This window comes from Cupriavidus agavae (assembly GCF_004217045.1).
GTDB lineage: Bacteria > Pseudomonadota > Gammaproteobacteria > Burkholderiales > Burkholderiaceae > Cupriavidus > Cupriavidus agavae.
This window is the reverse complement of record NZ_SGXM01000009.1, coordinates 155,244-174,512: the sequence shown is the minus strand read 5'-3', so window position 1 is coordinate 174,512 and position 19,269 is coordinate 155,244. Positions and strand designations below refer to the sequence as shown.

Genomic DNA, 19,269 nt, shown 5'->3' with positions numbered 1-19,269 from the left:
CAAGGCGCTCGTGCTACCATTTCGCGCCCGCGCAGAGGCCGCCCGTGCATCAGGCGGCGCACGAAAGCGTGGCCGCGGGCTGTCCACCGATCCCGGGCGTCGCACGTTGTGGGGTGTTCGCCACAGGAAAGCCGTGCCCGCCGCCCCCCGGCCCCGCCCCCGTTTCCGGCCATTTCAGGAGAGTTATGCGTAGTGCTTCGCCCATGCGTCACGCCGGGCTGCCCACGGGGCTGATTGCGCTGATTGCCGTTGCCGTGCTGCTGGTCTGGTTCGGCACGCTCGATGCGCGCCACCTGCTGCGCCCCGACGAAGGGCGGTATGCCGAAATTGCGCGCGAGATGTACGCCGCCGGCGACTGGGTGACCATCCGCTACAACGGCATGAAGTACTTCGAGAAGCCGCCCTTCCACCTCTGGGTGACGGTGTTCGGCTACGAACTGTTCGGCGTGGGCGACTGGCAGGCGCGGCTGGCCGTGGCGCTGTCCGGCATCGCCGGGATCGGCGCGATGATGCTGGCGGCCGCCCGCTGGTACGGCTGCCGCGTGGCGCTGCTGACCGGCCTGGCCATGCTGGCGATGCCGATGTGGAGCGTGGCCGGCCATTTCAACTCGCTCGACATGACGCTGTCGGGCGCGCTGGCCGGCGTGCTGGCGTTCATGTTGCTGGCGCAGCACCCCGACGCCTCGCCGGCCGCCCGGCGCGGCTGGATGCTGGCCTGCTGGGTCGCCATGGGCGTGGCCATCCTGACCAAGGGGCTGGTCGGCATCGCGTTGCCGGGGCTGGCGCTGGTGGTCTACACGCTGGCCACGCGCGACTGGGGCCTCTGGCGCCGCCTGCATCTGATTGCCGGCATCCTGGCGATGCTGGTGGTCACGGTACCCTGGTTCTGGCTGGTATCGGCGCGCAACCCCGAATTCCCCCATTTCTTCTTCATCCACGAGCACTGGGAGCGCTACACGTCCAACGTGCACGCCCGCGAAGGCTCGGCCTGGTACTTCGTGCCGCTGCTGCTGGCCGGCCTGCTGCCGTGGCTGGGGCTGACGCCGCGCATGTGGACCGTGGTGCGCGAGCGCGCCGGCGCGGTACGGGGCGCGGGCGGCAAGCCGTTCCAGCCCGCGTTGATGTGCCTGGTCTGGTTCGCGTCGATCTTTGCGTTCTTCAGCCTGTCCAGTTCCAAGCTGCCGGGCTACATCGTGCCGGTCTTCCCGGCGCTGGCGCTGCTGGTGGCCGTGGCGCTGGACCAGATCAACGAGACATCGTGGAAACGCCAGATCAACGCGCTGCTGGTGCTGGCCGTGGTCGGGATTGCCGCCGCCCCCTACGTGGCCACGCTGAGCCGCGCGAGCAACCCGAACGAGGTGTTCCGGGCCTTTGCCGTCTACGTGGGCGTGGCCTTCGTGGTGTTGCTGGCCGGCATGCTGCTGGCGCGGCGCCTGCTGCGCACGCACGGCCTGCTGCCGAGCATCGCGGCGTTCGCGCTGTCGATGTTCCTGACCTGCACGATCGGGCTGCTCGGCCACGAGGTGATGGGCCGCCGGGCCTCGGGCATCGACATGGTGCCGGCCATCAAGGCGGTGCTCAAGGACGACATGCCCTTCTACGGCGTGGAGTTGCTGGACCATACGCTGCCGTTCTACCTGGGCCGCACGCTGACCATCGTCGCCCGGCCTGACGAGCTCGAATTCGGCACGCAGCAGGAACCGCGGAAGTGGATTCCGACCATGGCGCAGTTCGTCTCGACCTGGCGAAACGGCCATCCCGCGCTGGCCGTCATGGCACCGCACACCTTCGATGCGCTGACGGCCCGACAGGTGCCGATGTACGTGGTGGCGCGCGACGTGCGCCGCGTGGTGGTCAGCAACTTCCCGCTGCCCGCCACCCCTGAGACCCCGCCCGCCGCCCGATGACCTTTTCGACCTTCGCCTTCATTTTCGCCGGGGTGCTGCTCAATGCCTGCGCCCAGTTGCTGCTCAAGGCCGGTACCAATGCCGTGGGCGCCATCACGCTCGAACGCGGCACGTTGCTGGCCACCGCGTTCCGGGTGCTGACCCAATGGCCGGTGCTGGCCGGGCTGACCTGCTACGTGATCAGCGTGGGCGTGTGGATCATCGGCCTGTCGCGCGTGGATGTTTCCATCGCCTACCCCATGCTGTCGCTCGGCTACGTGGTCAACGCGCTGGCCGCGTGGTACCTGTTCGGCGAGATCCTCGGACCCTTGCGCGTGGCCGGTATCGTGCTGATACTGGCCGGCGTGTTCCTGATTGCCCGCTCCTGACGCCCCGCTCGCCGGATCTGACATGACAGCTTCCCCCCCGCAGGATTTCCTGCCGTTCGTTCGCCCGCAGATCGACGCCGACACCATCGCCGAAGTGGGCAAGGTGCTGGCCTCGGGCTGGATCACGTCCGGCCCCAGGGTGCAGGCGTTCGAGGCCGAGTTGTCCGCCCTGTTCGGCGGCCGGCCCGTGCGCACGTTCTCGAACGGCTCGGCGACGATGGAAATCGCGCTGCGCATCGCCGACATCGGCCCGGGTGATGAGGTCATCACATCCTCGATCACCTGGGTCGCTACCGCCAACGTGGTGCTGACCGTGGGGGCCAGGCCGGTGTTCGTCGACATCGATCCGGTCACGCGCAATCTCGATCTCGACGCCGTCGAGGCCGCCATCACGCCGCGCACGCGGGCCATCATGCCGGTCTACCTGTCCGGGCTGCCCGTCGACATGGACCGGCTCTACGACATCGCCCGCCGCCACGACCTGCGCGTGATCGAGGATGCCGCACAGGCCATCGACTCGCGCTGGCAGGGCCGGCGCATCGGCGCCTTTGGCGATCTGGTCAGCTTCAGCTTCCAGGCCAACAAGAACATCACCACGATCGAGGGCGGCTGCCTGGTCATGAACACGCCCGGGGAAGCCACGCGCGCCGAGCGGCTGCGCCTGCAGGGCGTGGTCCGCACCGGTTTCGACGGCATGGACGTGGAAGAACCGGGCGGCAAGTTCAACCTGACCGATGTCAATGCCGCCATCGGGCTGGCCCAGCTCGGGCAGCTCGACGCCGTCACCGCGCGGCGTGCCGAACTGGCCCGGGCCTATTTCGACAGCGCCGCACGCACGGGCCTGGCCGGACTCGGCATCGAACTGCCACTGCCGCTGGACCCCGCCCACGCCACCACGAACTGGCACATGTTCCAGGTGGTGCTGCCCACGGAGCGCCTGCAGGGCGGCCCCGCGCAGGCCCGCGCGCTGGTGATGGAGGCGCTGCGTGCGCACGGCATCGGCGCCGGCGTGCACTATCCGCCGATCCACCTGTTTTCCTATTTCCGCTCGCTCGGCTGGCGCGAAGGCATGCTGCCGCACGCCGAACGCATCGGCCGCGGCATCCTGACCCTGCCGCTGTTCCCCGCCATGCGGGACGCCGACGTGGAGCGGGTGTGCGCAACTCTCAGCGAAACATGCAAACGTCTCTCTCTCTAAGCCCGGTCGAGGTCTCGGTCGTCATTCCTGTCTACAACGAGGAAGACGGGCTGCAGGCGCTGTTCGAGCGCGTCTATCCGGCGCTGGACAGCCTGGGCGAGTCGTACGAGATCATCTTCGTCAACGACGGCAGCGCGGACCGCTCGGCGCAGATGCTGGCCGCCCAGTTCCACCAGCGGCCCGACGTCACCCGCGTGATCCTGTTCAACGGCAACTTCGGGCAGCACATGGCGATCCTGGCCGGCTTCGAGCACACCAGGGGCCGCATCGTGATCACGCTCGACGCCGACCTGCAGAACCCGCCCGAGGAAATCCCGCGCCTGGTGGCCGAGATGCGCAAGGGCCACGACTACGTGGGCACCATCCGCCGCCAGCGCAACGACACCGCGTTCCGCCGCTACGCCTCGCGGGCGATGAACCGGCTGCGCGAGCGCATCACGCGGATCAAGATGACCGACCAGGGCTGCATGCTGCGCGCCTACGACCGCAACATCATCGACACGATCAACGCGTGCCGCGAGGTCAACACGTTCATTCCGGCGCTGGCCTACACGTTCTCGTCGAACCCGGTGGAAATCGAGGTCGGGCACGAGCAGCGCCACGCCGGCGAGTCCAAGTACTCGCTGTACCAGTTGATCCGCCTCAATTTCGACCTGGTCACGGGCTTCTCGATCGTGCCGCTGCAGTGGTTCTCGGCCATTGGCACCTTGCTGTCGATCACCTCGGCCGGGCTGTTCCTGGTGCTGCTGATCCGGCGTTTCATCCTGGGCTCGGAAGTCCAGGGCTTGTTCACGCTGTTCGCGTTCAACTTCTTCCTGATCGGCATCATGCTGTTCGGCATCGGCCTGCTGGGCGAGTACATCGGCCGGATCTACCAGGAAGTGCGCGACCGCCCGCGCTACCGCATCCAGGCCGTGCTCGAACGCGACCCGGGCCGGGAGGTACCGTGCGCGCCGTAGTCTTTGCCTACCACAACGTGGGCGACCGCTGCCTGCGCGTGCTGCACGCCCAGGGGGTGGACGTGGCGCTGGTGGTCACCCACCGCGACCGCCCGGACGAGAACATCTGGTTCCAGCGCGTGGCCGATACCGCCGCCGAGCTGAACCTGTCGTTCCTCTACGGCGAGGACCCGGCCGATCCGGCGCTGGCCGACGCGGTGCGCGCCGCGCAGCCCGATGTGATCTTCTCGTTCTATTACCGTGCGATGATCCCGGCCAGCGTGCTGTCCCTGGCGCCGCAGGGCGCGTTCAACATGCATGGCTCGCTGCTGCCCAAGTACCGGGGCCGGGTGCCCGTGAACTGGGCCGTGCTGCATGGCGAGGCCGAGACCGGTGCCACGCTGCACGCGATGGAAGCCAGGCCCGACGCCGGCTACATCGTCGACCAGACTGCCGTGCCGATCCTGCCCGACGACACCGCCGGCCAGGTTTTCGGGAAAGTCACCGTGGCCGCCGAGCAGACGCTCTGGCGCGTGCTGCCAGCCATGCTGGCAGGCCACACGCCAAAGCGGCCCAACCGCGTGGCCGATGGCAGCTATTTCTCGGGCCGCAAGCCCGAGGACGGCCGCATCGATTTCCGCCAGCCGGCCGGCGCGGTCTACAACCTCGTGCGCGCCGTGGCGCCGCCCTACCCGGGTGCCTTCACGGACCTCGGCGGCCGCCGCTTCGTGGTGGCGCAGGCACGCCGGCTCGACAGCGGCGCGGTGCCGCCGGGGCTGGCGCCCGGCCTCCATGTCGTGGACGGCCGCATCGTGGCCGTCTGCGGCGACGGCGGCGCGCTGCGCGTGCTGCAACTGCTAGAAGGCCCCTCGGCGGACCAGGCCAGCCCGGTCTCCGCTTCCGAATTCCAGAACATCATCACTGCATCCTGAAAGGTTACCGATGAAAAAGGTCCTGATTCTTGGCGTCAATGGCTTCATCGGCCACCATCTGACGCGCCGCATCCTTGAAACCACCTCGTGGGAGGTCTACGGCATGGACATGTCGTCGGACCGCCTCGGCGATCTGGTCGACCACCCGCGCATGCACTTCTCCGAGGGTGACATCACGATCAACAAGGAGTGGATCGAGTACAACATCCGCAAGTGCGACGTGATCCTGCCGCTGGTGGCCATCGCCACGCCGGCCACGTACGTGCGCAACCCGCTGCGGGTCTTCGAACTCGATTTCGAGGCCAACCTGCCGATCGTGCGCGGCGCGGTCAAGTACGGCAAGCACCTGGTGTTCCCGTCGACCTCGGAGGTCTACGGCATGTGCAGCGACGAGGAATTCGACCCCGAGGCATCGTCGCTGGTCTACGGCCCGATCAACAAGCCGCGCTGGATCTACGCCTGCTCCAAGCAGCTGATGGACCGCGTGATCCACGCCTACGGCATGGAACAGGGCCTGAACTACACGCTGTTCCGCCCGTTCAACTGGATCGGCGCCGGGCTGGACTCGATCTTCGAGTCGAAGGAAGGTTCGTCGCGCGTGGTGACGCAGTTCCTGGGCCATATCGTGCGCGGCGAGCCGATCAAGCTCGTCGACGGCGGCGCCCAGAAGCGCGCTTTCGCCGATATCTCGGACGGCATCTCGGCGCTGATGCAGATCATCGAGAACAGGAACGGCGTGGCCAGCGGCAAGATCTTCAACATCGGCAACCCGGCCAACATCCACTCGGTGCGCGAACTGGCCGAGATGATGCTGTCGATGGCCGCCGAGTACCCCGAGTACGCCGAGCACGCGCAGCAGACGAAGATCGTGGAGACCTCGTCGGGCGAGTTCTACGGCAAGGGCTACCAGGACGTGCAGCACCGCGTGCCGAAGATCGACAACACGATCAGCGAGCTGGGCTGGAAGCCCGAGGTGACGATGGAGCAGGCACTGCGCCGCATCTTCGAGGCGTACCGCGACAAGGTGGTGGACGCCCGCACGCTGGTCGGCGGCAACTGAGCCGGAGTAACCGTCGATGGCGCGCATTGCCCTGAAGGTGGACGTCGACACGCTGCGCGGCACGCGCGAGGGCGTGCCGGCGCTGCTCTCGATGCTGTCGGCCGTGCAGGCCGACGCCACGTTCCTGTTCAGCCTGGGCCCGGACCACACGGGCTGGGCGCTGCGCCGGGTGTTCCGGCCGGGCTTCCTGAAAAAGGTGTCGCGGACCTCGGTGGTTGCCAACTACGGGCTGCGCACGCTGATGAACGGCGTGCTGCTGCCGGGCCCCGACATCGGCCGCAAGGCTGCCGCCGAGATGCGCGCGGCGGCCGCGGCCGGGCACGAGTGCGGCATTCATACCTGGGACCACGTGTACTGGCAGGACAACGTGCGCGGCCGCGACGCCGCCTGGACGCGCCGCCAGATGCAACAGGCATTCGACCGCTACACCGAGATCTTCGGCGCCCCGCCGCCCACCCACGGCGCGGCCGGCTGGCAGATGAACGACGAGGCATTCCGCCAGATCGACGCCTGGGGCATGGCCTACGCCTCGGACGGGCGTGGCACGGGGCCTTACATCCCCACCGTGGACGGCCAGCCCTGCCGCCACGTGCAGATGCCCACCACGCTGCCGACGCTCGACGAACTGATCGGCGTGGACGACCTGACCGAGGAGAACGTCCACGCGCACGTCCTGCAGCTGACCGAAGGCAGCCGCGACCACGTGTTCACGCTGCACACCGAGATCGAGGGAGGCAAGCTGGCACCGGTGTTCCGGCGGCTGCTGGCCGGCTGGCGCGCCCAGGGGCATGAACTGGTGTCGATGGGGACGTTCTACCGGGCCATCGATGTCGGCACGCTGCCGCAGATGCCGGTGATGTGGGGAGAAATCGCCGGACGCAGCGGGGAGTTGATCCTGCAGCCGTGAGGAAGGTTTGCTCCCTCTCCCGCAAGCGGGAGAGGGGAATCTACCCCCGCCGCGTCAGCCGCAGCCCGTTGAACACCACCAGCAGGCTCGCCCCCATATCCGCGAACACGGCCATCCACATCGTGCCCATGCCCATCACGGTCAGCGCCAGGAACACCGCCTTGATGCCGAGCGCCAGGGCAATGTTCTGCCGCAGGATCGATGCGGTACGCCGCGACAGCCGCACGAACGTGGGAATCTTGCGCAGGTCGTCGTCCATCAGCGCCACGTCGGCGGTTTCGATGGCCGTGTCGGTGCCCGCGGCGCCCATGGCAAACCCGATATCGGCGCGGGCCAGCGCGGGGGCGTCGTTGATGCCGTCGCCCACCATCCCCACCTTGCCGCCCCGCGCGTGCGCCTGACCGGCCAGCGACGCCAGCGCATCGGCCTTGTCCTGCGGCAGTTGATTGCCACGCGCCTCGTCGATGCCCACGGCCTGCCCGATGGCCGCCGCCGTATGGCTGTTGTCGCCTGACAGCATCAGCGTCCTGACACCGAGCGCGTGGAGTTGCGCAATGGCTTGCCGGCTCGATTCGCGCACTGTGTCGGCCACGCCGAACAGCGCCAGCGCCCGGGCCGAGTGTCCGTCGCCGGGCAGCGCGGCAAGCAGCACGATCGTCTTGCCCTGCCGTTCGATGGCTTCGAGCCGCGCTTCAAGCGCCGGCGAGCACGCGCCCAACTCGTGGATCATGCGGTGATTGCCAAGGCTGTAGGCCACGCCGCCCACCGTGCCGCGCACGCCCTGCCCCGGTACCGCCTCGAAATCGCGCACGTCGAGCGCGGCCACGCCATCGGCCTGCGCCGCGGTGGCCACCGCACGCGACACCGGATGATCCGAGCGGGCCGCCAGGCTGGCGGCAATGGCGCGCGCCTGCGGTACGTCCTCGGCCAGCAGCGCCATGTCGGTCTGCGCGGGCTTGCCGTGGGTCAGCGTGCCGGTCTTGTCGAGCGCCAGCCAGGTCAGGCGGTGGCCCTGCTCCAGATAGACGCCGCCCTTGACCAGGATGCCCCGGCGCGCCGCCGCCGCCAGTCCGCTGACGATGGTCACCGGCGTCGAGATCACCAGCGCGCACGGGCAGGCGATCACCAGCAGCACCAGCGCCTTGTAGATCCAGGCCAGCCAGTCGCCGCCCATGGCCAGCGGCGGCACCACGGCCACCGCCACGGCGATCGCAAACACCGCCGGGGTGTAGATCCGGGCGAACTGGTCGACAAAGCGCTGCGTCGGCGCCCGGCTGCCCTGGGCGGCCTCCACGGCGTGGATGATGCGCGCCAGCGTGGAATCGTCGGCCGGCGCCGTGACCGTGTACTCAAGTTCGCCGGACTGGTTGATCGAGCCCGCGTAGAGCGGATCGCCGGGGCCCTTGTCGAGCGGCACGCTCTCGCCAGTGATCGGCGCCTGGTCGAGCGCCGACTGCCCGCGCGTGACGCGGCCATCGAGCGCCACGCGCTCGCCGGGGCGCAGCCGCACCGTGGCACCCACCGGCACCGTACGGGCCGCCACGGCTTGCCAGCCGCCGTCTGGCTGCAGCACCGTGGCCTGTTCGGGCGTCATCGCCATCAGGCCGCGCACCGCGTTGCGGGCGCGGTCCAGCGAGGCGGCCTCGATGCGTTCGGCCAGCGCGAACAGCGCCATCACCATGGCCGCCTCGGGCCACTGTCCGATCAGCATCGCGCCGGTCACGGCGATGCTCATCAGCGCGTTGATATTGAGATTGCCGTTGCGCAGCGCGATCCAGCCCTTGCGGTACACGCCCAGCCCGGCGATCAGCACCGTGGCCAGCGCCAGCGCCGCTGGCAGGTACGGCGTGCCCAGCGCGAACCATTCGGCCACTTCGGCGGCCACCGCCGCCGCCCCGGCCAGCGCCAACGGCCACCACGGCTTCGGCGGTTCCGCCACGGCCGCCGCGCCGTCGTCAGACAACGGCTCGGCTTTCATCCCGAGCGAGGCGATGGCCTCGATCACCGGTGCGGTGGAGGCCAGCGTATGGTGGACCGTCAGCACCCGCTGCATCAGGTTGAAATCTAGCGCCGCCACGCCGTCCATGCCGGCCAGCTTGCCCCGGATCAGCGTTTCCTCGGTCGGGCAGTCCATGGCGTCGATGCGGAAGCCGGACGCACGCGTGCCCGGCGGCGCGGCCACCGGGGGCGCCCCGGCCGGGGCGGCATGGGCGTGCGGATGCTCGTGGCCGTGCGAGTGGTCGTGGGAGTGGTCGGGGGAGGGATCGTGGCGGTGTTGCGAGTGCCCTTGGCAGCACGCGTCGACCGTGGGCGGCAGGGCGTGATCCGGGGTGGAGCGGGCCATAACGGAATCCTCGTAGCGTAATGCCTGCCATTGAAGACCCTGTAGCCGCTCCAGGGTCAAGCCGATGGCAGGTGCCTCACGCCGCCTCTGCGGTCCCCACCCAGTCCGGGAAGGCCAGTTCGAAGCGGGTGTCGTCTTCCACGCTCTGCACCGAAACGCTGCCGCCGTGCAGCCGCATGATGGTGTCGACGATCGCCAGGCCAAGCCCGGTGGAGCCCGCCGAATTGCGCCGCGACGGGTCTGCCCGGTAAAAACGTCCGAACAGGTGCGGCAGCGCGTCGGCGTCGATCGCCGGGCCGCCGTTGGAAACCGTGATCGCCGTCTGCCCCGCCTGGGGCCGCGACACCACCATCCGGACCGTGCTGCCGGCCGGCGCGTGGCGCATGGCATTGTCGAGCAGGTTGATCACGGCGCGCCGCAGCAGCGTCTGGTCGGCCGTCACCGTGGCGGTGCCCGACACCGCGACCGTCAGGTTGCGGTCGGCCGCCACGGCCTCGAAATACTCGGCCACCTTGTCCAGTTCGGCCCGCGCGTCGAGCGACCGCGCGCCGAGCGCCACCTGGGCGTTGTCCGCCCGGGCCAGGAACAGCATGTTCTCGATCATGCGCGACAGCCGCTCGTACTCCTCCAGGTTCGATTCGAGCACCGCCTCGTACTCGGCTGGCGTGCGGCGCTGGGCCAGCGTGACCTGGGTCTGGCCGACGAGGTTGCTGATCGGCGTGCGGAAATCGTGTGCCAGGTCGGCGGAAAACTGCGAGAGCCGCGTGAAGCTGTCCTGCAGGCGCGCCAGCATGGCGTTGAGCGCGCCGGCCAGTTCGCGCAGTTCCTCGGGGGCGCCGCCCACATCGAGCCGCGTCGCCAGCCGGCTGGTGGTCACCGCCGCCGCGTCGCTGGCCATCCGGCGCAGCATCCGCAGCCCGCGCCGCGCCAGCAGGTAGCCCAGCGCCGCCGCCACGATCGCGCCGCACAGCACGGCGCCCAGCAGCTCGCTCCGGTACTCGCGCATCAGCGCCACGCGGTAGCCGGCATCGCTGAGCACGATGATCTCCACGGTACGCCTGGAATCGCCCACCTGCCCCAGCGCCGCAATGCCGCGCGAGGGCACGCCGTTGCGCGGATGCCAGGTCTGCAGCGCGGCCTTGTCGGGCATCGTGCCGACCGGCAGCACGGATAGCGGCGGCAGGGTCTCGTTGTGGGGATTGAGCGTGATCAGCGGATCGCCGTCACGGGTGCGCACCACCAGGATCAGGCCCTCGTGGCCCATGGCGATGTCGGCGAAGCGGTGCGTGTCGGTGCGGATCTCGTTCTCGTCGGCCACCTCCCGCAGCAGGTGGCGCACCAGCAGCACCTCGCCCACGAGTTCGCTCTCGTCGCGCGACTGCAGCTGGTTGCCGAGCGCGGTGGCCAGATAGGTGGCCACGCCCACGAGAATGGCCGCCGTGGTCAGCCCGTAGGCCAGCGCCAGACGCGTGGTCAGCGAAGCGGGCATCCACGCGTCGATCGCGCGACGCACGCGCGCAAGGTGTTTCATGCCCACCGGCTCACGCTTCGTCCGATTCGTCGAGCACGTAGCCCATGCCGCGCCGGGTATGGATCAGCTTCTTCGGGAACGGGTCGTCCACCTTGGCGCGCAGCCGGCGGATCGAGACATCCACCACGTTGGTGTTGCTGTCGAAGTTCATGTCCCACACCTGCGAGGCAATCAGCGAGCGCGACAGCACCTCGCCCCGGCGCCGCGCCAGCAGTTGCAGCAACGCGAATTCCTTCGAGGTCAGGTCGATCTTCTGGCCGGCACGCGTGACACGGCGGCGGATGGTGTCGATCTGGAGGTCGGCCATCTCCATGAACTCGCTTTCGCGCAGCGGGCCGCGCCGCAGGATGGTGCGGATCCGCGCCACCAGTTCGGCAAACGCGAACGGCTTGACCATATAGTCATCGGCGCCCAGTTCCAGGCCCTTGAGGCGGTCAGACAGCTCGTCGCGGGCGGTCAGGCAGAGTACCGGCGTGTCCTTGTCGCGGCGCAGCTCGCGCAGCACCTGCCAGCCGTCCATGCCGGGCAGCATCACGTCGAGCACGATCAGGTCGTAGTGCTGCTCCCGGGCGTGCGCCAGGCCGTCCACGCCGTCGCGGGCCAGGTCGGCGACGAAGCCGGACTCCGTCAGCCCCTTCAGCAGATAGTCACCGGCCTTCGGTTCGTCTTCGACAATCAGGATGCGCATGGTGTGTCACTTCGGGCGCCCGGCACTGCGCCGGCGCCCCCTCTCTCGGTTTATTGCAGAACCCCGACACTATCCGAGGTTGGCGTCATTTGGGCGATCATTGCACGATTGTCATGATGCATGGGCAATATCTGCCTGGCAAACACAGTACAATGCCGGCTGCCCCGCCCTGGGGCAATTGCCCATGCTCCCGCCTGTCCCGCGACAGGCCGCCTTCCGGTCTCGATGAAACGCCTGCTTTCCAGCTTCCTGTTGTGTCTTGCCATGTTCGCGCTGCCCGTCCAGGGCGCCGCCGCGGCAGTCATGATGGTCTGCAAGGCGTCCGAGGCTGCCGGGCTGTCGATGTCCGAGCGCCACGCCGCCATCAAGGCCGAAGCGGAGGCCGAGATCGGCCAGGACGTCCACGCACATTGCCATGAAGCGGCCGTCGAGAACATGGACACGCCGGTCTGGCACGATGCCACGCCGTCCGGCGACGCGCCCGGGCCGATGAGCGACCACTCTCACCATGCCGGCGTCTGCAGCGCCTGTGCCGCGTGCGCGGCCAGTGCCATGCTGCTGCCGGAGATCCCCCTCGTGGTGTTGCAACACCACCGCCACGCGCTGCCTCTGGCCATGCCGGCCAGCTTTGCCAGCCAGCCGGTCCTGCCGGCAGACCGGCCGCCCGCCCGCCACTGCTGACACCCGACGTGCGCCCAGCGCACGCTCGCCCTCCCCAGGATTCGCCCCGCCGTCGCGCGGCTGCGCGCTTTCCTGATCGCGACTGATTGCCGCCTGCTGCTTGTTGACGCCCGCCGTGTCTGCCGGGCGATGGCGGCGTCTCGGAGAAATACCATGCTCGCCAAGCGTTGCATCGTGCTGGCATCGCTGCTGATGCTGGCCCCGGCGCTCGCCGCCGCCCAGGTGCCGGCACCCGCCCTGCCCGATCCGATGAACCCCCACGCTGCCGTGCCGGCCCTGCCCGACGTGGCGCCGCTGGCCGGCTACCAGCGCTACGAAACCCCGCAGCGCCAGCCCTGGCGCGCCGCAAATGCCAGCGTCGCACCCGCTGCCGGGGCCGCCGCCGATCCGCACGCGGGGCACGCCATGCACCATGCCAGCCCGCCCCCGGCATCGACGCCGGCAGGGATGCCAGCCTCCCCGGCACCCGCCGACGGCGGGCACCAGCACCACCACGCGCACTGAGCCCGGTCATGTTCCTGAATCTGGCTTTTTTACGATGTGGCGCGGTACCGCTCGCGGCCCTGCTGCTGGCCGGCTGTGCCGGCTTCTCTGCCGATGGCGGCTTTGGCCCGGTGGCGGACGCTACCCGCGGCCGGCTCGGGCAGCCGGCGCTCTGGGTCCGTTCCGACGCCGACCGCACTGCCGTGCGCGAACGCACCCGCGAACTGCTGGCGCAGCCGCTCGACGCAGCCAGCGCGGTCCAGGTGGCGCTGCTCAACCATCGCGGGCTGCAGGCCCAGTACGCGGACCTTGGCATTGCCGAGGCCGATTACGTGCAGGCCACGCGCCTGCCCAACCCCGGCTTCTCGTTCAGCCGCAAGACCTCGGGCGACGAACTCAAGATCGAACGCGCCGTCACGGTGGGTTTCATGAACCTGCTGGCGCTGCCGTTCGCGGCGCGCATCGAGCAAGGCCGCTTCGCCCAGACCCGGCTGTCCGTGGCAGACGCCACGCTGCGCCGCGCCGAAGCGGCCCGCCGCGCCTGGGTGCGCGCCGTGGCCGCCGAACAGGCCGCGCGCTATGCCGAACAAGTCAGGCGGGCCGCCGAAACCGGAGCGCTGTTCGCCCGCGACCTGGCCCGCACCGGCAACGTCAGCGTGCTCGACCACGCCCGGGAACAGGCGTTCTACGCCGATGCCGCCGCGCAACTGGCGCGGGCCCGGGAACGCGCGCTGACCGCCCGCGAGCAACTGACGCGCGAACTCGGCCTGTGGGGCGACGATCTCGCCTTCCGTCTGCCCGAGCGCCTGCCCGATCTGCCGCCCAGCCGGCCATCGCTTCAGGATCTTGAAGGTTATGCGATCTCGAACCGGCTGGACCTGCAGGCCGGGCGCGCGCAACTCGACAGCCTGTCGCGCTCGCTCGGACTCACGCGGGCCACGGGCTTCATCAGCGTGCTCGACGCGAGCTACCTGTTCAATTCGGAGACCGGCCGTCCACGCGAGACCGGCTACGGCATCGACATCGAGGTGCCGCTGTTCGACTGGGGCGGCGCCCGCGTGGCCCGCGCCGAATATGTATACATGCAGGCCGCGTCGCGGCTGGCCGAACAGGCCATCAATGCGCGCTCGCTGGTGCGCGAGACCTACGCGGGCTATCAGGCGCGCTACGACATCGCCCAGCACTATCGGGATGAAGTGGTGCCGCTGCGCAAGCGTATCGGCGACGAGAACCTGCTGCGCTACAACGGCATGCTGGTCAGCGTCTTCGAACTGCTGGCCGATGCCCGCGAACAGATCAACGCCGTGAACGCCTACCTCGACGCCCAGCGCGATTTCTGGCTGGCCGAGTCGGAGCTGCGCAGCGCGCTCGGCGGCCGGCTGCCCGATACGGCCACCGCTTCCGCTGCTTCCGACGCTCCCCAAGGACAATGACCATGGTCACCCGACGCAATTTCCTCGGCGGCTCGGCCGCCGCCATGCTGGGTTCGGCGATGGTGTCGCGCGCCGGCGCCGCCGCGCTGCCCGAAGCCGCGCTGCAATCGAGCGCCGCCACGCAACCGCCCGCCGCGCCGCCGAACGGCCGCCCCTACCAGCCCGTGGTCACGCTGAACGGCTGGACGCTGCCGTGGCGCATGCGCAATGGCTGGAAGGAATTCCACCTCGTGGCGGAGCCGGTCGAGCGCGAACTGGCGCCCGGCATGACCGCGCACCTGTGGGGCTACAACGGCCAGAGCCCCGGCCCCACGCTCGAATGCGTCGAGGGCGACCGCGTGCGCATCTTCGTCACGAACAAGCTGCCCGAGCACACCACCGTGCACTGGCACGGCATGATCCTGCCGGCCGGCATGGACGGCGTGGGCGGCCTGTCCCAGCCCCATATCCCGCCGGGCAAGACCTTCGTCTACGAATTCGAGATGCGCCACGCGGGCACGTTCATGTACCACCCGCATTCCGACGAGATGGTGCAGATGGCCATGGGCATGATGGGGTTCATCGTGGTACACCCGCGCAACCCGGCGGCCATGCGCGTGGACCGCGACTTCGTGTTCCTGATCGCCGCCTACGACATCGATCCCGGCTCCTACACGCCGCGCGTGGCCGAGATGACCGATTTCAACATGTGGACGTGGAACAGCCGCGTGTTTCCGGGCATCGACCCGCTGCCGGTGCGCCTGGGAGACCGCGTGCGCATCCGCTTCGGCAACCTGACCATGACCAACCATCCAATGCACCTGCACGGGCACCGCTTCGAGGTCACGGGCACGGACGGCGGCTGGGTGCCGCCATCCGCGCGCTGGCCCGAGGTCACCACCGACGTGGCCGTGGGCCAGATGCGCGCGATCGAGTTCGTTGCCGACAATCCCGGCGACTGGGCGTTTCATTGCCACAAGTCGCACCACACGATGAACGCAATGGGCCACGATGTGCCAACGATGATCGGGGTGAAGCAGAAGGACCTGGCCAGCCGCATGAACGCGCTGGTGCCCGACTACATGGCGATGGGAGAAGCCGGCATGGCCGACATGGGCAGCATGGCCATGCCGCTGCCCGCCAACACGCTGCCGATGATGAGCGGACAAGGGCCGTTTGGCCCGATCGAGATGGGCGGCATGTTCACCACGCTCAAGGTGCGGGCGGGGCTGGCGCCGGGCGACTACCGCGACCCGGGCTGGTACCGGCATCCGAAGGGCACGGTCGCCTTCGAATACACCGGGGCAGAAGCGGCGCCGCCGGCCACGCGCCGCTGAGACGCGTCAGTCGACGCGGTAGAAATCGATCGATTGTCCCGCGTTGACCGCGCGCTGCAGCCAGTCGGGATACTCGCCGGTGCCGTCCCAGGTCTGGCCCATGGCGTTGCGATACACCACGCGCGGCGCGGCGGCTACAGGGGGCGCCTCCGGGGCGGCCGGCTCGGCCGGTTCGGCATCGGTGCTTTCTTCGCTTTCGGCAAAGCAGCCTGCTTCGACAAGATGGTCGAACGTCAGGCCAAGGCGGTCTATCTGCTCGCGGATCCACGCCACCGCGGCGGTTTTGGCTGCTTCAGACTCGGACATGACTTATCGTGCGCGCCCGCCACCATCGGGGCGGGCTGGAGAATGGATTTCGGGGGAGCGGCCCGGGTGCAATAACCGTTGGGCCAGACGGCATTCTACAGGGTGTTTCGCCATGACATCGATGTCATGGGCAGGTCATGTTTGCGTCGGCGGCCCGTTCTTAGACTGCTTGCAAGGTCGCGTGACGACCGTTCCAACCAACTGTCTCGATTTTCCTATCCTCGAATCTTCGACTGCAAGGAGTCTCACCATGCTGAAGAAAGCCCTGCTCTGCACTGCCATCACCGCCACCCTCGCCGGCGCTGCCGGCCTGGCCAACGCCGCGCCGCGCTCGGTTGATCCGTACACCGATGGTGCCCGCGTGACGGCACCGCGCGATGTCTACAGCGATGGCGCGCGCATCACCGGCCCCCGCGACGTCTATACCGATGGCGCCCGCATGGGCACGCGTGACGTCTACACGGACGGCGCGCGTGTCCGCAGCCCGCGCGATTCGTTCACCGACGGCGCGTAATCCTGCGTTTCACGTCATGACATGGCGGCGGCATCGGCACCCGATGCCGCCGCCAATGCCGTAAACTGCGCGGCGGGCACGGGCCGGCCCAGCAGGTAGCCTTGCAGCGCATCGCACCCCAGGCCCGCCAGGAAGGTCTGCTGCGCAGCGGTTTCCACGCCTTCGGCCACCACCTGCAGCTTCAACGTCCGGCCCAGCGCCACGATGGCCGAGACAATCGCGGCATCCTCCGAATCCTCCACCAGTTCCCGCACGAAGCCCCGGTCGATCTTGAGTTCGCTGGCCGGAATCCGCTTCAGGTGCAGCAGGCTCGAATAGCCGGTACCGAAATCGTCGATCGCGATGCGCACGCCCATCGCGTCGAGATGCGTCATGATATCGAGCGTCTCTTCCACGTCACGCATGGCCGTGCTTTCGGTAATTTCGAGCGTCAGGTGCGTGGCCGGCACGCCATGGCGCTCCAGCGCGCCGGCCACGGCCTCGACCATGCCCGCGTGGCAGAACTGCAGCGCCGACAGGTTGACCGCCACCGACCAGTCCAGGTGTCCCAGGCCGCGCCACTCGGCCAACTGGCGGCAGGCCTCGTCGAGCACCCAGTCGCCAATTGGCACGATGGCGCCGGTCTTCTCGGCCAGCGCGATGAACTGGTCCGGCATCAGCAGCCCGCGCGCCGGGTGATTCCAGCGCAGCAGCGCCTCGGCACCGACCACGCGGTTGTCCAGTGCCGAGAATTTCGGCTGGTAGTGCAATTGCAACTGGCCCTTGCGCATGGCGGCGCGCAGGTCCTGGATCAGCGTCTGCTGCGCGCGCGCCTGCTGGTTCATCGAGCGCTCGAAGAAGCAGTAGGCATTGCGGCCCGACGCCTTGGCGTGATACATCGCCGCGTCGGCATTGGTCATCAGCCCGTCCTGGTCCGAGCCATCCGCTGGATAAACGGCGATGCCGATGCTGCCGGACACGTGTAGCGCATGGCCGCTGACGTAGGCGGTTTCGCGCAGCGCCTCGATCAGCCGGGCCGCCACGACGCCCGCGTCGGCCGGCTCCTCCACCCGCACCAGCATCACGAATTCGTCGCCGCCCACGCGCGAGATCGTGTCCTCGGACCGCGCGGCGCCGCGCAGCCGGCGGCCAATCTCCACCAGCAGGTTGTCGCCCACCTGGTGGCCGTATGTGTCGTTGATGCCCTTGAAACCATCGAGATCGACGAACAGCACGGCGAACGTGTCGTACTGGCGCATGGCCTGCTGGAAGCGGTCTTCCAGCAGCACGCGGTTGGGCAGGTGCGTGAGCTTGTCATGCAGGGCCAGGAACTCCAGCTCGCGGTTGGCCACGCTCAGCGCGTCGGCCAGCACGGCGGTGCGCATTTCCAGGCGCATGTCGAGCACCGACGTGACCAGCGCCACGGCAATCACGCAGACCGTGATGACGATGATCGGCAGCGCCAGCGCGTGGCTGTCCACGCCGGTGCGGGCCGCGCCGCAGACGCTGCCCAGCGGAAAGCGCGCGGCGGCCATGCCCGTATAGTGCATCGCCGCGATGGCGCCGCCCATGACCAGCGCCGCGCCAAGGCGCAACTGGTGCACGCGCGGCATGTTCCGGCGCAGCCGGAAGGCGATCCACAGTGCCGCGCCCGACGCACTGACCGCGATGGCCACCGACAGCACGAACAGCCACGGATCGTAGTCGATACCGGGCTGCATGCGCAGCGCGGCCATGCCGGTGTAGTGCATGCTGGCGATGGCGGCGCCAAGCACCGTGGCGCCCAGCGCCAGCCGGGCCGGCGGCAGCCTGGCCCCGCTGACCAGCTTCAGCGCGAAGGCCGACGCGCCCACCGCGATCAGCAGCGAGGCGGCCGTGATGCCCGCGTCGTAGCCGAGCGGTATCGGCAGGCTGAACGCCAGCATGCCGATGAAGTGCATCGACCAGATGCCGAGCCCCATCGCCACGGCGCCGCCGGCCAGCCACATGCGGGCGTAGCGCCCGCGCCCGGCGGTGGAGATGCGCCCCGCCATGTCGAGCGCCGTATAGGACGCCAGCACGGCAACAAGCACGGAGAACAGAACCAGCGATGCGTCGTAACTCGGGGAAATCATGGCAGGCGTGACGGTGCGGTGGCTTGCGGGCCGCCGCGGTGACTGATGGCACTCGGGGCCGGAGTGAAGATTCCCGCCTTCCACCAGGGATAACGGCGCCTGCAGCCCAGACTGAAGCGGGATTGTGCATCAGCGCCGCTGGTGCCGTGCTGGAATCCACCTTCTAGCGGCTTGACATGCCGCGGCCACGCAACACTCTGTCCGTCCGATAAATTCCTACAGGGCAATCAGCGCGCGCCGGAATGTCGGGTAGCCTGCGCCCCCCCTACTATTGAACCATCACGAACGACGCCGGACGCCCGGTTGCAACGGCGGCGGCGCACGCAGGAGAGTCGACCATGTGGAAGCGAATTGCAGGCGCGCTCGCAATCGGCGCATGTTGCTGGAGTTTCGCGGGCTGCACGGCCACCGGCGCGGTGGCGGGTGGCGTGGTGGGCCATGAGGTCAGCGATGGCAGCGCCCTGGGTACCGTGGGCGGTGCCGTGGTTGGCGGCGTCATCGGCCACGAACTCGGCAAGTAACACTCGGCAAGCAAGCCAACAAGTAAACAGCTATTGAATACCGGGTGGC

General features: G+C 68.9%; 18 protein-coding genes. 13 read left to right on the top strand and 5 right to left on the bottom strand.

Going from position 1 to position 19,269, the window contains the following annotated elements:
• Positions 1 to 185 precede the first annotated feature (185 nt).
• The 7 genes from EV147_RS22765 to EV147_RS22735 are packed head-to-tail and all read left to right on the top strand — an operon-like array spanning position 186 to position 7,310.
• Positions 186 to 1,907 (top strand): glycosyltransferase family 39 protein, encoded by a 1,722-nt coding sequence (locus tag EV147_RS22765; RefSeq protein ID WP_130393481.1) that lies wholly within the window; start codon positions 186 to 188, stop codon positions 1,905 to 1,907.
• The gene (locus EV147_RS22760; protein ID WP_130393480.1) at positions 1,904 to 2,275 is read left to right on the top strand and encodes a DMT family transporter; all 372 of its coding nucleotides are present in this window, start codon (positions 1,904 to 1,906) and stop codon (positions 2,273 to 2,275) included. Before EV147_RS22765 ends, EV147_RS22760 begins: the two co-directional genes overlap by 4 nt.
• Before the next feature lie 22 nt (positions 2,276 to 2,297).
• The gene (locus tag EV147_RS22755) at positions 2,298 to 3,473 is read left to right on the top strand and encodes a DegT/DnrJ/EryC1/StrS family aminotransferase (RefSeq protein ID WP_130393479.1); all 1,176 of its coding nucleotides are present in this window, start codon (positions 2,298 to 2,300) and stop codon (positions 3,471 to 3,473) included.
• Entirely contained in the window at positions 3,452 to 4,432 is a 981-nt protein-coding gene (locus EV147_RS22750) for a glycosyltransferase (protein WP_130393478.1), read from the top strand. Before EV147_RS22755 ends, EV147_RS22750 begins: the two co-directional genes overlap by 22 nt.
• Positions 4,420 to 5,343: a formyltransferase gene (locus EV147_RS22745; protein ID WP_130393477.1), complete on the top strand. Its 924-nt coding sequence runs from the start codon at positions 4,420 to 4,422 to the stop codon at positions 5,341 to 5,343. Before EV147_RS22750 ends, EV147_RS22745 begins: the two co-directional genes overlap by 13 nt.
• A gap of 10 nt (positions 5,344 to 5,353) precedes the next feature.
• On the top strand, positions 5,354 to 6,403 hold the full coding sequence (locus EV147_RS22740; RefSeq protein WP_130393476.1) for a bifunctional UDP-4-keto-pentose/UDP-xylose synthase: 1,050 nt from the start codon (positions 5,354 to 5,356) through the stop codon (positions 6,401 to 6,403).
• Positions 6,404 to 6,419: 16 nt separating this feature from the next.
• On the top strand, positions 6,420 to 7,310 hold the full coding sequence (locus EV147_RS22735) for a polysaccharide deacetylase family protein (protein WP_130393475.1): 891 nt from the start codon (positions 6,420 to 6,422) through the stop codon (positions 7,308 to 7,310).
• 40 nt (positions 7,311 to 7,350) lie between these two features.
• Here the strand turns inward: EV147_RS22735 and EV147_RS22730 are convergent, their stop codons facing one another.
• From EV147_RS22730 to EV147_RS22720, 3 genes are all read right to left on the bottom strand, one after another.
• Positions 7,351 to 9,654 (bottom strand): heavy metal translocating P-type ATPase, encoded by a 2,304-nt coding sequence (locus EV147_RS22730; protein ID WP_130393474.1) that lies wholly within the window; start codon positions 9,652 to 9,654, stop codon positions 7,351 to 7,353.
• A gap of 76 nt (positions 9,655 to 9,730) precedes the next feature.
• Positions 9,731 to 11,185, bottom strand: a complete 1,455-nt coding sequence (locus EV147_RS22725; protein WP_235844930.1) for a heavy metal sensor histidine kinase — start codon at positions 11,183 to 11,185, stop codon at positions 9,731 to 9,733.
• 10 nt (positions 11,186 to 11,195) lie between these two features.
• Entirely contained in the window at positions 11,196 to 11,873 is a 678-nt protein-coding gene (locus tag EV147_RS22720) for a heavy metal response regulator transcription factor (protein ID WP_130393473.1), read from the bottom strand.
• 225 nt (positions 11,874 to 12,098) lie between these two features.
• On the opposite strand from EV147_RS22720, the gene EV147_RS22715 reads away from it, so the two are divergent.
• From EV147_RS22715 to EV147_RS22700, 4 genes are all read left to right on the top strand, one after another.
• Entirely contained in the window at positions 12,099 to 12,554 is a 456-nt protein-coding gene (locus EV147_RS22715; RefSeq protein ID WP_130393472.1) for a hypothetical protein, read from the top strand.
• A gap of 153 nt (positions 12,555 to 12,707) precedes the next feature.
• Positions 12,708 to 13,058, top strand: coding sequence for a hypothetical protein (locus tag EV147_RS22710; protein ID WP_130393471.1), 351 nt, complete (start codon positions 12,708 to 12,710; stop codon positions 13,056 to 13,058).
• Between the two features lie 8 nt (positions 13,059 to 13,066).
• A complete protein-coding gene (locus EV147_RS22705; RefSeq protein ID WP_130393470.1) occupies positions 13,067 to 14,470 on the top strand; it encodes a TolC family protein in 1,404 nt (467 codons plus the stop codon).
• Positions 14,467 to 15,786, top strand: a complete 1,320-nt coding sequence (locus tag EV147_RS22700; protein WP_198680333.1) for a multicopper oxidase family protein — start codon at positions 14,467 to 14,469, stop codon at positions 15,784 to 15,786. The genes EV147_RS22705 and EV147_RS22700 overlap by 4 nt, the downstream gene beginning before the upstream one ends.
• Positions 15,787 to 15,792: 6 nt before the next feature.
• Here the strand turns inward: EV147_RS22700 and EV147_RS22695 are convergent, their stop codons facing one another.
• Positions 15,793 to 16,092 (bottom strand): H-NS family nucleoid-associated regulatory protein, encoded by a 300-nt coding sequence (locus tag EV147_RS22695; protein WP_130393468.1) that lies wholly within the window; start codon positions 16,090 to 16,092, stop codon positions 15,793 to 15,795.
• 250 nt (positions 16,093 to 16,342) lie between these two features.
• Here EV147_RS22695 and EV147_RS22690 point away from each other — a divergent pair, with 250 nt between their 5' ends.
• Complete coding sequence (locus tag EV147_RS22690) at positions 16,343 to 16,606, top strand: copper resistance protein CopQ (protein ID WP_130393467.1); 264 nt, start codon at positions 16,343 to 16,345, stop codon at positions 16,604 to 16,606.
• A gap of 14 nt (positions 16,607 to 16,620) precedes the next feature.
• Here EV147_RS22690 and EV147_RS22685 read toward each other — a convergent pair whose 3' ends face one another.
• Positions 16,621 to 18,699 carry a putative bifunctional diguanylate cyclase/phosphodiesterase gene (locus EV147_RS22685; RefSeq protein WP_130393466.1) on the bottom strand — a complete coding sequence of 693 codons (2,079 nt, stop codon included), beginning with the start codon at positions 18,697 to 18,699 and terminating at the stop codon, positions 16,621 to 16,623.
• A 338-nt stretch (positions 18,700 to 19,037) separates the two neighbouring features.
• On the opposite strand from EV147_RS22685, the gene EV147_RS22680 reads away from it, so the two are divergent.
• Entirely contained in the window at positions 19,038 to 19,220 is a 183-nt protein-coding gene (locus tag EV147_RS22680) for a glycine zipper 2TM domain-containing protein (protein WP_130393465.1), read from the top strand.
• Positions 19,221 to 19,269 lie beyond the last annotated feature (49 nt).